17 protein-coding genes and 1 tRNA gene are annotated in these 12862 nt (G+C 63.3%); 8 read left to right on the top strand and 10 right to left on the bottom strand.

Going from position 1 to position 12862, the window contains the following annotated elements:
• The 3 genes from NKH95_RS26030 to NKH95_RS26020 form a co-directional block, all read left to right on the top strand.
• Positions 1-1588: AI-2E family transporter (locus NKH95_RS26030; protein ID WP_352893678.1), on the top strand; the 1588-nt coding region annotated here is incomplete at its 5' end.
• Positions 1589-1735: 147 nt separating this feature from the next.
• On the top strand, positions 1736-2407 hold the full coding sequence (locus tag NKH95_RS26025) for a glutathione S-transferase family protein (protein WP_352441251.1): 672 nt from the start codon (positions 1736-1738) through the stop codon (positions 2405-2407).
• A 108-nt stretch (positions 2408-2515) separates the two neighbouring features.
• The gene (locus tag NKH95_RS26020; RefSeq protein WP_352441250.1) at positions 2516-3004 is read left to right on the top strand and encodes a GNAT family N-acetyltransferase; all 489 of its coding nucleotides are present in this window, start codon (positions 2516-2518) and stop codon (positions 3002-3004) included.
• 57 nt (positions 3005-3061) lie between these two features.
• On the opposite strand, the gene NKH95_RS26015 is transcribed toward NKH95_RS26020, so the two are convergent.
• The 3 genes from NKH95_RS26015 to NKH95_RS26005 all read right to left on the bottom strand — a co-directional run bounded on the left by NKH95_RS26015 (position 3062) and on the right by NKH95_RS26005 (position 5694).
• Positions 3062-4063 carry an aldo/keto reductase gene (locus NKH95_RS26015; protein WP_352441249.1) on the bottom strand — a complete coding sequence of 334 codons (1002 nt, stop codon included), beginning with the start codon at positions 4061-4063 and terminating at the stop codon, positions 3062-3064.
• 70 nt (positions 4064-4133) lie between these two features.
• Positions 4134-4379, bottom strand: a complete 246-nt coding sequence (locus tag NKH95_RS26010; RefSeq protein ID WP_023813833.1) for a DUF982 domain-containing protein — start codon at positions 4377-4379, stop codon at positions 4134-4136.
• Positions 4380-4803: 424 nt separating this feature from the next.
• Complete coding sequence (locus tag NKH95_RS26005) at positions 4804-5694, bottom strand: LysR family transcriptional regulator (RefSeq protein ID WP_352441248.1); 891 nt, start codon at positions 5692-5694, stop codon at positions 4804-4806.
• A gap of 103 nt (positions 5695-5797) precedes the next feature.
• On the opposite strand from NKH95_RS26005, the gene NKH95_RS26000 reads away from it, so the two are divergent.
• Entirely contained in the window at positions 5798-6667 is an 870-nt protein-coding gene (locus NKH95_RS26000) for an NmrA/HSCARG family protein (RefSeq protein ID WP_352441247.1), read from the top strand.
• A 103-nt stretch (positions 6668-6770) separates the two neighbouring features.
• Here the strand turns inward: NKH95_RS26000 and NKH95_RS25995 are convergent, their stop codons facing one another.
• Positions 6771-7088: a hypothetical protein gene (locus NKH95_RS25995; protein ID WP_023813830.1), complete on the bottom strand. Its 318-nt coding sequence runs from the start codon at positions 7086-7088 to the stop codon at positions 6771-6773.
• 281 nt (positions 7089-7369) lie between these two features.
• Here NKH95_RS25995 and NKH95_RS25990 point away from each other — a divergent pair, with 281 nt between their 5' ends.
• Entirely contained in the window at positions 7370-7612 is a 243-nt protein-coding gene (locus tag NKH95_RS25990; protein WP_023813828.1) for a hypothetical protein, read from the top strand.
• A gap of 92 nt (positions 7613-7704) precedes the next feature.
• On the opposite strand, the gene NKH95_RS25985 is transcribed toward NKH95_RS25990, so the two are convergent.
• Together NKH95_RS25985 and NKH95_RS25980 are read right to left on the bottom strand one after the other, a co-directional pair.
• Positions 7705-7911 carry a hypothetical protein gene (locus NKH95_RS25985; protein ID WP_352893675.1) on the bottom strand — a complete coding sequence of 69 codons (207 nt, stop codon included), beginning with the start codon at positions 7909-7911 and terminating at the stop codon, positions 7705-7707.
• A gap of 198 nt (positions 7912-8109) precedes the next feature.
• Positions 8110-8295 (bottom strand): hypothetical protein, encoded by a 186-nt coding sequence (locus NKH95_RS25980; RefSeq protein WP_352441245.1) that lies wholly within the window; start codon positions 8293-8295, stop codon positions 8110-8112.
• A 112-nt stretch (positions 8296-8407) separates the two neighbouring features.
• Between NKH95_RS25980 and NKH95_RS25975 the strand changes: the two genes are divergently transcribed.
• The gene (locus NKH95_RS25975) at positions 8408-8560 is read left to right on the top strand and encodes a hypothetical protein (protein WP_155930617.1); all 153 of its coding nucleotides are present in this window, start codon (positions 8408-8410) and stop codon (positions 8558-8560) included.
• A gap of 56 nt (positions 8561-8616) precedes the next feature.
• On the opposite strand, the gene NKH95_RS25970 is transcribed toward NKH95_RS25975, so the two are convergent.
• The 3 genes from NKH95_RS25970 to NKH95_RS25960 form a co-directional block, all read right to left on the bottom strand.
• Positions 8617-8690, bottom strand: a tRNA-Gln gene (locus tag NKH95_RS25970).
• 82 nt (positions 8691-8772) lie between these two features.
• Positions 8773-9066, bottom strand: a complete 294-nt coding sequence (locus NKH95_RS25965) for a hypothetical protein (RefSeq protein WP_352441244.1) — start codon at positions 9064-9066, stop codon at positions 8773-8775.
• A gap of 375 nt (positions 9067-9441) precedes the next feature.
• Positions 9442-9918, bottom strand: coding sequence for a pyridoxamine 5'-phosphate oxidase family protein (locus tag NKH95_RS25960; RefSeq protein ID WP_023813825.1), 477 nt, complete (start codon positions 9916-9918; stop codon positions 9442-9444).
• A 199-nt stretch (positions 9919-10117) separates the two neighbouring features.
• On the opposite strand from NKH95_RS25960, the gene NKH95_RS25955 reads away from it, so the two are divergent.
• Both NKH95_RS25955 and NKH95_RS25950 read left to right on the top strand, forming a co-directional pair.
• On the top strand, positions 10118-11185 hold the full coding sequence (locus NKH95_RS25955; protein ID WP_352868836.1) for a sensor histidine kinase: 1068 nt from the start codon (positions 10118-10120) through the stop codon (positions 11183-11185).
• Positions 11186-11326: 141 nt separating this feature from the next.
• Positions 11327-11875: an MgtC/SapB family protein gene (locus tag NKH95_RS25950; RefSeq protein ID WP_127297318.1), complete on the top strand. Its 549-nt coding sequence runs from the start codon at positions 11327-11329 to the stop codon at positions 11873-11875.
• On the opposite strand, the gene NKH95_RS25945 is transcribed toward NKH95_RS25950, so the two are convergent.
• The gene (locus NKH95_RS25945) at positions 11855-12793 is read right to left on the bottom strand and encodes an alpha/beta fold hydrolase (RefSeq protein WP_352674232.1); all 939 of its coding nucleotides are present in this window, start codon (positions 12791-12793) and stop codon (positions 11855-11857) included. The genes NKH95_RS25950 and NKH95_RS25945 overlap by 21 nt on opposite strands.
• Positions 12794-12862 lie beyond the last annotated feature (69 nt).

Raw genomic sequence — 12862 nt, 5'->3', positions numbered from 1 at the left:
CCTTGCCAGACTGAGCAAGGTGGTCGAGCGGGTCGGCCAGGAGATCGACAGGCAGGACCCCTCGCTACCGGCTGCCACCCCGGAAAAGCCGCCGCGCGAGCCGGTGCCGGTCGAGATCGTCGCGCGCGAAAGGCCGCTCCAGGTCCTGCAGAACATCGTCGGGCCGCTGATCAGCCCGCTTGGGTCGGCCGGGCTGATCATTGTCGTCGTCATCTTCATGCTGCTCGAGCGGGAGGATCTGCGCGACCGCTTCATCCGGCTTGTCGGCTACGGCGACCTCCACCGCACCACCGAGGCGCTTCAGGATGCCGCCAAGCGGGTGGGCCTCTATCTGTTGATGCAATTGGTCGTCAACATCGTCTACGCCATACCGATCGCGATCGGGCTCTGGGCCCTCGGTATTCCCAATGCGCTGCTGTGGGGGCTGCTGGCACTGGCGCTGCGTTTCGTTCCCTATATCGGCCCCATCATAGGCATGCTGTTGCCGCTGTTCCTGGCGCTGGCCGTTGCGCCGGGCTGGTCGCTCGTGCTGTGGACGGCCGCCCTGTTCGTGGTGATGGAGCTGATCACCGGCAATGTCATCGAACCCTGGCTCTACGGTTCGCGGACAGGACTGTCGCCGCTGGCGATCATCGTCGCGGCGATTTTCTGGACGTGGCTTTGGGGGCCGCTCGGGCTGATCCTGTCGACACCGCTCACCGTCTGCCTGGTGGTGCTGGGCCGGCACGTGCCGCAGTTTGAATTCCTCGACGTTCTGTTCGGCAACGAGCCCGTGCTCGAACCCCATGCGCGCCTGTACCAGCGGCTGCTGGCCGGCGATCCGGAAGAAGCCACCGACCATGCCGAGGAGATGCTGGAGGAGAAATATCTGGTCGAATTCTATGACAAGGTTGCCATTCCGGCGCTTCTGCTGGGCGAACAGGACCGTGTGCGCGGCGTCATGGGCGATTTGCAAAGGCGGCAGGTGGCGGCCAGTGCCCTGATGCTGGTAGCCAATCTCGACGACAGCGCGCAGGAGGAGGCAGGCGAGGAGGAGGAGCCGCCCGTGGCTGCAGAGGCGAGCGACGATGGCGATCCCAACGGGGAAGACGAGACCGACCTGCCCGATGGCACGGATATGTCCGTGCTTTGCGCCGGTGGGCGTGGCGAGCTCGACGACGCCGCCGCCGCGATGCTGGCGCAGGTGCTGGAGGTTCAGGGCGCGACGGTATCGAAAGCCGGCTTTGCAGATATGGAGCCCGCCAGCATTCGCCGCCTTGAGCTCGAAACCGTCGACACCGTCGTGGTCGGATTCCTGAACCGGGATTCCGTCAAGCACGCCCGTTTCCTGGTTCGCCGGCTGAAGCGCGCGAAGGCCGCACTTCGGGTGGGAATCGTGTTCTGGTCGGAGGCCGCTGCTGAGGACAAGGAGACGGCCGACAAACTGGCCCGTGACATGAACGCGGATTTCGTGGCGCATGGCATGGTCGACGCCGTGCTGGGCGCGCTGTCAAACGAGCCGCCGGTCGCGCTCAAGCTTGTCGCCAAACGGCGCATGCGGCGACAGCGGGCCGCGTCCAAGAAGGTCACGGCGGCAGCGGCGGGTTAGGCCCTGCCTTCGCCTTCTTCGGCAGTGTCGGGGTCGACAAGCCAGGCACGAATTGCGGAAAATAGTTCAGACCGATGTCGATTTCCGGGAGGCCCATTCGTCTTCACGATAGGGAGCCGAAGAATTCACCCAATCAGGAACGATGCGATGACAATCACCATCACGGCATTTAAGCGATCGCCCGATCGCGGCAAGGGACTGGCGCGCGATACGCGCGTTCGCTGGGCGCTCGAAGAAGCAGGGCAGCCTTATGAGGTTCGGTTTGTTTCCTTCGCGGAGATGAAGGCGCCTGGCCATCTGGCACTCCAGCCCTTTGGCCAGATCCCCACCTATGAGGAGGGTTCTCTCTCACTGTTCGAGACCGGCTCGATCATCCTTCATCTTGCCGAGCAGCACGCGGGCCTGCTGCCCGGCGATCGCGATGCCCGCGCGCGTGCGATCACCTGGATGTTTGCCGCACTTAACACAGTCGAGCCGCCGATCCTCGAATTAACGACGGCAAAGATATTCGAAGCTGACAAGCCCTGGAGCGAGGAGCGTTTGCCATTGGTGAAGGATCGTGTTCGCGCCTGTCTCAACAGGCTCTCGGCTCGCCTGAGCGCCGCCGAGTGGCTCGACGATGCATTCAGCGCGGGCGATCTGTTGATGGTATCGGTGCTGCTGCGACTAAGAATGTCGGGCATTTTGGACGAATATCAAAACCTTGCTGCCTATGTGGCGCGCGGTGAAGCTCGGCCCGCTTACATCAGGGCTTTCGCTGCGCAATTTGCGGTCAACGCCCCGAGCACGCTGGACAGGCATGGCGCGCGAACGCTCTGAGATGTTCGCAAAGCCAGGGATGATGCAGCGGATTGTAATTCTTGGAAATGCCGGAAGCGGCAAATGACCCTGGCGCGGCAGATCCCAGACTTTTGCAGGCGGTGAGGAATGCTTGAAATTCGCCCAGCCCAAGAAGCCGACCAGCCGGCGATCGTGCAACTATGGCACCAGGGCTGGCATGATGCCCATGCGCATCTGATTCCGGCCGAAATCCTGGCGTACCGAACGCCCGCGCATTTTTCGCTGTGGCTGGAGCAATCCGCCGATGCATTCCATGTGGCGGCAGCCGATGAATTGCTTGGCTTCGTCTCCATCAACGGAGCGGAGCTGGTGAAACTCTATGTAAGCCCGCAAGCACGGGGAAGCGGGACCGCCCGCGATCTGCTGTTACGCGCCGAGCATCTCTTGTCCGAACAAGGCGTGGCGGAGGCCGAGCTTTTCTGCACGGCGGGAAATCTCCGCGCGCAGAGATTTTATGCCCGCGAAGGGTGGCGCTTGAGCCGCACCTTCGAAGACGCACTTTGGCTGCCGGACGATGTCGCCGGCAGGTTCACCGTGGAAACCCACTGCTATCGGAAGCATCTGGGCTTTCGGTAGCCTTGTCTATTCGGAACGACCTTGGCGAGACCGTCGCGGACGCTGGAGCAGGCACCCCTACCGATCGACCATCGCCATGCCCCGCTCGGTGTAGCGCGGGCCGGAGACTTTTCCCGGCGCAAGCGCTGCGTCGAGCGCGGCCATCTCGGCGGCATCGAGTTTGATGGCGGCGGCGGCGACGTTCTCTTCCAGGTATTTTGTGCGCTTAGTGCCGGGGATCGGCACGATGTCGATGCCAAAGCCGTCGCCCTTCGCCAGCAGCCAGGCCAGCGCGACCTGGCCGGGCTTGACGCCGCGGGCAGCGGCGATGTCGCTCACCTTGGCGGCCGCCTCGACATTGGCGTCGTAGTTTTCGCCCTGGTAGCGCGGGTCGTTGCGGCGATAATCGCCGTCGGGATAGTCTTCCGCGCGCTTGACCTGGCCGGTGAGAAAACCGCGGCCGAGCGGCGAGAACGGCACCAGGCCGATGCCGAGTTCGCCAAGCAGCGGGATGATCTCCGGCTCCAGATTGCGCTCCCACAGCGAATACTCGCTCTGCACGGCCGACACCGGATGCACGGCATGCGCCCGGCGGATGTTGGCCGCACCCGCCTCCGACAGGCCGAAGAAGCGCACCTTGCCTTGCGCGACGAGTTCGCCGACGGCGCCCGCGACATCCTCCATGGGCACCGCGGGGTCGACGCGGTGCTGGTAGAGCAGGTCGATATGGTCGGTTCCGAGGCGGCCGAGCGAGGCTTCCACGACCTCTCGAATGTGTTCGGGCCGGCTGTCGGTTCCGACCTGCTTGCCGTTTTCGATGCGAAAGCCGAATTTGGTGGCGATCGTCACCTGGTCGCGCTTGCCCTTCAGCGCCCGGCCAAGCAGGGCTTCGTTGTCGTAAGGGCCATAGACCTCGGCGGTGTCGAGGAAGGTGCAGCCGAGTTCGATGGCACGGTGCAGCGTGGCGATGGATTCGGCCTCGTCGGCCGGGCCGTAGGACTGGCTCATGCCCATGCAGCCGACGCCGATGGCCGAGACCTGCAGCCCCTGGCTGCCGAGCTTGCGTGTGTTCAGGGTCATGGTGGGGTCTCCAAGGAGGGGATGCGCGACTATAGCAGCCGCATCGACGTTGGCCGATTCAATCGACACTCTATTCGATCAGGATGTGGGCTTCACGCGCGGCCTCGACGAGCGCCGCCCTGGCGACGTCGGGGGCGACATCGCCGCTCGTCGCCCGCCGACAGGCGCGCAGCGCGGACTGATGCTTCGGGCTGCCTGCGTCACGCCAATGTGTGGTGAGCAAATCAATGGCCTGCTGTGTGTTGGACAGATGGTGGATGGAACCGGTGACGCCGACCGAAACCGCCACAGGCTTCGAGAACCATGCCGTTTGCATTGGAACCACCTCGATAGGGCTGAAGCGATAAACGCCTATGGCCGCTCAAAGGTTTCGTCGATGCCAATCAATCCGGCGTGAGAGTTGCCGATACCTCCCAATGGCATTGGGCGACCCCATCTTGTCCGCGCGGCTCACATGTTCGAGGAGACGTCGCGGGTGGACGGTGTTTTGGGTTTGTGGGCGGCACGTTGCCGCGGCGCCTGATGGGCGGGGCGGGGTTTGACTGTGTTCACGACAGTGGGCGCCTGCGCCTTGCGGCGCTTGAGCCAGCTGGCTGACAGTTCGGCAAGGAGACTGCCCAAGCCTTTCACGACGTCCTCCTCTTGTAAGGGTGACAAGGTAATTTTCGTCACCCCAACTTGTTCCGCCGGAAATCATTCCGCGAAAAATAAAGGTTCTTGCCGGCGAAAGCGGCCGGGCATCACCTGCCGATATAGGCGGCCAGTTCGTCCGGCGTCCCATTCGGGAAGGCCTGTTTCAGAAAATCCAGGAACGCCGACACGCGCACGCTGAGCAGCCGCCGGGAGGGGTAGAGCGTCCAAAGAGCGATCTCCGGGCCATCGATGTCCCCCCAATTCACCAGGGTGCCGTCAGCCAAATCGTGGCTCACCAGGGAAATTGGGAGACGTCCAACACCGACGCCGGCCCGCACCGCATCCCGCACCATGATCAGCGTCGACAGAGCAAGGACAGGCTCAACCGCAATCGTCGAGCGGCCACCATGGTCCTTCACGTGCCATGTCTGGCGTTCGCCTGTGCCGCGTGCAACGCCAGGAGCGGCCTGCCCACCGGTCGTACGAGGAAGGTCCGGGCTCGCCACAACGACCAGGCGGTCGCGGAGAAACGCCCGTCCGACCAGGCTTTCGTCGAGTTTCGGATTGACCCGGATCACCAGGTCGTAACCTTCCTCGATCATGTCGACAGCCCTGTCCTCCGTCGTGACCTCAAGCCTCACCTCGGGATGCTTGAGGGTAAATCCCGCGGCGATCCTTCCCATCGCGGTTTGAGAAAAATGCAGAGGTGCGCTGATCCGCAGTCTGCCCTTGGGTCTTTGGCCGCCCGAGGCGATCTCGGCGGCCGTCTCGTCCAGCTCGGCGAGCAAGGTCCCCGTCCGCTCGAAGAGTGCTCGCCCTTCCTCGGTGAGCTTCAGGTTGCGCGCACCCCGTTCAAACAGGCGCAGGTCAAGGCTGCTCTCCAAGTCTCCAACCCGCCGGGACAGCGTTGCCTTGGGCCGGCCGGTGGCCCTTGCCGCTTTGCCGAAACCCCCATGGCGGGCAACGAGGTTGAAATCGGTCAGGGCCAGAAGATCCATGAGTGTTCCACCAGTGAGACGGTACGTCTAAAATTTCGGCCTGTTTGACTGTTTGTGAGCCACACATATTGGGCCTGTCAAGCAACCCAACAGGAGAAATTCCATGACCATCCTTGTTACCGGCGCCACAGGCAATGTTGGCCGCCAAGTCGTCGAGCACCTCGTCAAGCGCGGCGCCGATGTCCGTGCTCTCGTCCGCGATCCGTCGAAAGCCAGCTTCCCGGCGGGCGTATCGGTCGCGCAAGGCGACTTTCTCGATGTCGATTCGCTGCGCAAAGCCATGTCCGGCGTTTCCACCCTGTTCCTCTTGAACGCCGTGGTGCCGGACGAATTCACCCAGGCTTTGGTCGCGCTGAACGTCGCCCGATCGGCGGGCATCGAGCGGATCGTCTATCTCTCGGTGATCCATGCGGACGTCTATGTGAACGTGCCGCATTTCGCCGGCAAATTCGGCGTCGAGCGAATGATCGAGCAGATGGGCTTCCAGGCTACGATCCTGCGCCCGGCCTACTTCATCCAGAACGACCTGATGATCGAAGACGTCATCACCGGCTACGGCACCTACACAATGCCGATCGGCACCAAGGGGCTCGCCATGGTCGACGTGCGTGATATCGCCGAAATCGCCGCTCTCGAGCTGCTGCGTCGGGAACGATCCGCAGGGCCGCTTGCGCTGGAGCGGATCAATCTCGTCGGTCCGCAGACACTGACCGGGACGGATATCGCGGCCATCTGGTCAGACGTGCTCGCACGCCCGATCAGCTACGGCGGCGACAATACCGAAGGTTTCGAGCAGAATCTCAAGCAGTTCCTGCCTGCCTGGATGGCGTACGACATGCGCTTGATGGGCGAGCGGTTCCTGACCGACGGCATGCTGCCCGAGGCCGGGGACGTCGAGCGGCTGACCGCGCTTCTGGGCCGCCCGCTGCGTCCCTATCGGGACTTCGCCTCACAAATCGCCGGCTCCGCCTGACGGAACAGCTCTCATCATCATCAGGGTACAGAAACAGCAGGGCGGCCTTTTGAGGAGGCCCCCTGACTGGCACGGGACAAATGCGCGTTCAGCCGGAACTGCCCTACTGCAGGGTTGCCGGACCAGGCCTGTCGAGTTGGGCGATCACGTGCTCGCCACCGTCGCCACCGAGCCCATCCACGAACAGACCAGCTACGCCGTCGAAATTGGTGAGCCCGTCGAATTCAATTGCGGCGCCAATCAACTGGGCTGCCTGGAAGACAAGGTATTCGACGTCCTCGAGGGCGACGTTTTCGGCCAGATTCCTGACCCTTACATGCTCCGCCACCGCCGTGATGCTGACGATGCCGGTCTTCCTGAAGGCGATCTGGACCGCTGAACGGACGTCATCGCGCAGTCGCGCCGAGTAATTATACCGCATCGAAACCTCCCGAAGGGAACGGTTTTCTGTTCAGATCGCACAATGCGGCAAAGACTTCGCCTTGGCAAGTCACGAATTAAATAATACCCAAATAAATCAACCAGTTAGCATAGTTATGCAAGTGTGCGCCTTACGCCGAATACCCGTCAGGCTCATCATGAGCACGAGAAGCGGTTCACACATCGCGAGGTCTTGACGCGCTAGGAGCGGTTTCCTAATTATGAGGTAAATGAGTTGAATGCTCATTCGACGTAAACGTGGTCCAGAGCGAGGGAAGCGCGATGACTGAACTGGAACGCCCGGAACGGTTGCAGATCATGCTGACGTCAGACGAACTGGCGGCGCTGGAAAACTGGCGCTTCGACAAGCGCATGCCGAGCCGTTCGGCCGCCGTCAGGGAATTGCTGCGGCGCGGTCTTGCCGCGGATGGCTTCCTGACGGCGGAGCAAGGGGCGAAGTCGCAAGACTTCGGCATCCTGCCAACCGCCGACGGCAACGGCATTTCCGACGGCGGCAAGGAGTAGAGCGGTTCACCGCGCGTGGGCCGCCCTGGTCCCCGCAACGGTCGGCGGTCGCCGCGCGGTGCCGGCCGGCGTAGCGGACGATAACTCTCGATTCAGAGGATGTTTGTCCTCACTTCGACGACGATCGCGGCACCTTCCAGGCTGCCATTGGTGACGTGCACGACGCGCGATACCCGCAGATCCTGCGTGGTTCCGTCGATCGACAGCGCAACGCTTTCGCCAATCCGGGGAACCGCCTGGAAAACGGCGTCCGTGGCCTCCGGCCGGTTGTCGATCGATATGCGGCAGTTGACGGTCATGAGATGTCTCCTGTGTCGGCCCGGTGGTCAACGCGGGGTCCGCGAAATGGTTTCAGGAGGCCGGATGCAACTTAATGGCGCCCGGATCCGTAACGCAGTAATTGCTCCATTGTTCATCGTAACGGAGCAACAGGGCTCGCCGGGGAGGGCGTTGGGGCTGCCTCGGCGAGCTTGATCGCTTTGCCCGGGGGCGCTGCCTCACCGAGGTATGGGGACGAGTTTCGGCGCCCGCAATTCCCCGGCCATCCTTGCCGCCTGGAAAATTGTCATCAAAACCAGGATGGGCTCACCCTCGGTCGGGTTGATGGTCAGGACGACGCGGCCAAGCTCGTCGCTCATGCCGCAAGACCAGTCCTTGACGGCTATCACCTTTCTGGCGGCCATATGCCTTCTCCTGCACAGGAGGTTCTCTGCGGGCTACGCCGTCTGGAGTTGGTCGGCAGAACCTTCGCGCGATATTGCAACCAGCCGAAATGCGGCAAATGCGGCCAATATCATGAAAACCGCCGTGATGTTCAGGGACATCGCCGATGCAAGGACGCCCCCGTCAAAGCAACTCAGTTCCATGTCGCTGCACCCCTTCGATCCACTGTCGGCCAGGATGATGATCCTGCTTCGAGTGAAATACAAGCGCGCGCTAATACGCTGAAGCCGGCTGGCCAGTCTGCGCGCAGCTTCGAACCAGCCGAACGATTGGTTGCTTGCTGGTTCCCGCTCATGGGCTCGAACCACGATTCACGCCTTCAAAGGGCGCTGTCCTACCATTAGACGAAGCGGGAAAATGCAAGTTGCCCCCACCCCTAGCCGGTTCCCGCGCCGGGATCAACGCAATGCGGCGGCAAAGCGACTTGAGGCGCGGTCTCAGTCCGGAAAGTTGGTGACAGGTTCCTCGCAGCGGTAGACGGGGCAGTTGCCGTCACGGGTCGGGACATAGGCCGACATCGGCACCTCCGGCCAGTCGCATTCGTTGCCGAACTGCCTGACATAGCGGTCATAGGTGTTGGGGCCGGTGGTCAGCACCACGGCATGATGGCTTTGGAGCAGTTGCCGGAGTTGGTCGCAACTCATCGTGCGGGTATCGGGCCTGGCTTCGGCGAGGCCGGTCGCGGCCAGCAAGATCGCTGCCGCCATCAAGGCAATTCGGCGCATCGGCATGGCTGTTCCCTCGAATGGATGTATTGGCCGAAACTCGCATCCCGGCGGGTGGTTCCGCAACCGCCGGCCGGCCGTCGGTGGCGGCGCAACCAAATGGTCCGTCGTGCATTGCTGGGGATGAATGGCAGGAAGCCCTACGAAACCCCGCAATGGCGTCCCGGAAACGGGGATCGCGAGGCCATGTGCTGTTCTTTTTGCGGCGGCCGCGACCACAGCTACGAGGACTGTCCGCAAAGGGATGCCGACGCCGATCCAGCACCGAATGCCCCTGACCCTCCCAAGCCGGACTGATCGGCACCGGTGTGCCGCACCGGCGATATTCGCTGCGCCCCACCGGCATTCGCACATCTGCCTGAGGTCCTCGACGCCGTCCGGCTACATCCTGACCTTGCCGGTGTTACCGATTTCCGGGCGGCTGTCGCTGACCGTTGCCGCCAGCATCTTCACATAGCTGACCACGGTGCCGGGACTGTCCCAATACTGGGCATCTTTCGGCGTCACTTTAAGCACGCGGATCGAAGGGTCATCGGCACTGTCCCACCAGGCCTTGGCCGGGGTCGACCACAACTCCCTGATCTTGGCGCGGTCGTTCGAAACCGCCGCCAGACCGCTGACGGAAACATATTTCTGGCCGCCTGAATCGGCGAAGGCGAGACCGACATTGGGCTCGGCTTCGATCTCGTCGTCCTTATGGCTGTCGACATCGGTGAGGAAGTAGATTGCGTTTTCGTCGCGCACCACATGCGCCGCCATGGGTCGCGAGCGGATGTCATCGCCTTCGCGGGTGGCCAGCATACAGAAACCGATCCTGTCCATCAGCTTCCAGACCCGGTCGAGATCGCCGTCGCTCATCGTGTGCCTCCTTATTGAGCCATCCATGGGGGTGTCGGGTGCAACTCGCGCAAGCGCGCAAGGTTCCAGTGCAAGGTCCAGTCATGAACTGCCTGGACTGTTCCTGGGAGGAATGTTGGGAGGCGATTGCAACCAAAACCCACCGCGGCGCATTGGTGGCCATGCGCGCAATCCGCGCATGAGGGAGAAGGGGTCGACAGTGACAGATTTGGCGGGCTTTGATGCCTTGATCGCCATTACCGCCGATGCGCGGCTGGCGGCGATTGTCGATTCGTCCTTCGACGCCATCGTCAGCAAGGATTTGAACAGCATCATCACCAGTTGGAACGCGGCGGCGCAACGCATGTTCGGCTACACCGTCGAAGAGGCCGTCGGCCGGTCCGTGCTCATGCTCATCCCCGATCATCTCAAGGATGAAGAGACCGACATCATCAGCCGGGTCCGCAAAGGCGAACTGCTGGCAAGCTATGAGACGATCCGCCGACGCAAGGACGGCGGCCTCATCGCCGTGTCGCTGACCATTTCGCCGATCAGGAACGCGTCCGGCGAGATCATCGGCGCCTCGAAGATCGCCCGCGACATCACCGCCAGCAAGGAGAGCGAGCGCCGGATCAGGCTTTTGCTCCGCGAGGTGAACCATCGCGTCAAGAACCAGTTCGCGGTGATCCTCTCGATGATCCGGGAGACCAGCAAACGCTCGACCGATCCGCGTGAATTCGAGGAGTTGATCCGTTCCCGCATCATGGCGCTGTCGCGGTCGCACGATCTGCTGGTGAACTCGGAATGGGCCGGCGCCAGCCTCTTCGACCTCGCCCAGGAGCAGCTCAAGCCGTTCGGCCACGAGGCGCGGGTATCGCTGTCCGGACCGCTTTTGACCCTGCAGCCGAACGCCGTGCAAAATCTCGGCATGGCATTTCATGAGCTCGGCACCAACTCTTCAAAATATGGCGCGCTGGCGAGCGAGGCCGGGCGGCTCGAGATCACCTGGCGGATCGTCGAAGGCGTTTCGGACAAGCGGGAAATCCATCTGGTTTGGGACGAGACGATGCCGGTGCGTGAAGGAGAGCGGCCCGGGGGGCGGCAAGACGAAAGCACGCGCAAGGGTTTCGGCACTGTCGTCCTGCAACGGGTCGCGCCGCAATCGCTGAACGGCTTGGCGGTGCTGGATCGCAGCCCGGGCCATCTCAAATGGTCCCTGACGGCGCCCCTGGACTCGATCATCGTTCCGGAGCTCGGCGCCGACCTGCCCGAAACCGAGCCTTCCTGAGCCCTTGAGGTCTGGTTCCATCAACCTCCCTTTGGCAGATGCGTTTTCAAAAGCGGCCGCATCCTTGCCGCACCTGGCGGTGGATTCAGGAACCGTGACCCGGTGGCCGCGTTGTGGCGTCACGCTTTCGGAGGGGACATCATGGAACAACTCGTGGAGGAATTCGGCCATTCCACCTACACCTCGTTTCCGGTCATCGCGGCGCGGCTGTTGCTGGCGACGCTCTATGGCGCGGTCATCGGTTTCGAACGCGAATGGCGCAATCGCCCGGCCGGACTTCGCACGCATATTCTCGTCTGCGTCGCCGCCGCCACCTTCGGCATCCTGACGGTGGAGATCGTGCACGCGCCGATGTTCGCGGGGGAATCGGTCAAGGTCGATCCGATCCGGGTGGTCGAGGCGGTGACCGCCGGCGTCGCCTTCCTTGCCGCCGGCTCGATCATGTTTTCGCGCGGCGAGGTGCATGGGCTGACGACCGGCGCCGGCATGTGGCTGGCGGGCGCGATCGGCGTCGCCTGCGGACTGGGTCTTTGGCAAGTGGCCGGGTTCGGCACGCTGATCGTGCTGGTCGTTGCCGGCTTTCTGCGCCGGTTCGAACGCGGACCCGGCCTTGCCGCCGGTGATGAAGGCAGTCAGGCAAAGGCGGAGAAGGAGGGGGCTTCGGCCCGATCAAAGGAAGGGCGAAGGTAATTCCGATCGCCGGGAAATGCCGTGACTGGTTTCACCGAAGAAGCCGGCCAGCAGATCGGCCGTGCGCGCCGGATTCTCCTCGGGAAAGAAGTGCCCGCCCGGCATCGCCTGGCCACGCACATCGTCGGCCCAGCCGCGCCACAGCGCCAGCGGCCCGCCTTCGCCGGCATACCAATCCGCCAAGGCGCCCTGACCGCTCCATAGCGCCAGCAGCGGGCAGCGGATGCGCCGGCCGGCTGCCTTGTCGGCATGGTCGTGCTCGCGGTCGAGCGTGGCTGCCGCCCGATATTCCTCGCAGATGGCATGGGCGTGGGCAGGCGCGCGCAAGGCCTCGATATAGGCCTGACGCACTTCGGCTGGAAACGCCGATGGCGGCGAGCCCCAGCCGTTGAGCGCATTGTCGACGATCGCCTCGGCGGCGCCGGACAGGATCTTTTCCGGCAACGGCTCTGGCTGCGCCAGCAGCGACCATGGCCAATAGCCCAGCGCCAGCCTGGCGTCGGCCCGGTCCCAGGCATCGGCGGTCGGCACGATGTCGAGAACGGCGAGCCTGTCGATGCTGTCGGGATGGTCGAGCGCCATGCGGTAGGCGACACGCCCGCCGCGATCATGACCGGCGACCATGAAGCTGCTGAAACCCAGCTTCTCCATCAGCCTCCTCATATCGGCGGCCATGGCACGCTTGGCATAGGGTGCGTGGTCCGGAGTGGACGTCGGACAGGAACTGCGGCCATAGCCGCGCAGGTCGGCGCAGACGACGCTGAACCGGCTGGCCAGAGCGGGGGCGATGTCGCGCCACATCAGATGCGTTTGCGGAAAGCCGTGCAGCAACAGCAGCGGTGGGCCGCCGCCGGCACGCAGGCAGTATATGCCGGCATCGCCAATGTCGATTTCCGTGCTTTGAAAACCTTCGAACATGACCGCCTCCGGCACGCGCAACGGCCGGCAAACGGGTTTGGTTGCAATGCCGCCCGGCGAGGCGGCCAA

It is taken from the genome of Mesorhizobium sp. M0848 (assembly GCF_040319805.1).
Taxonomy (GTDB): domain Bacteria; phylum Pseudomonadota; class Alphaproteobacteria; order Rhizobiales; family Rhizobiaceae; genus Mesorhizobium.
Note: the sequence above shows the minus strand (reverse complement) of the source record. Positions and strands in the feature narration are given on the sequence as shown.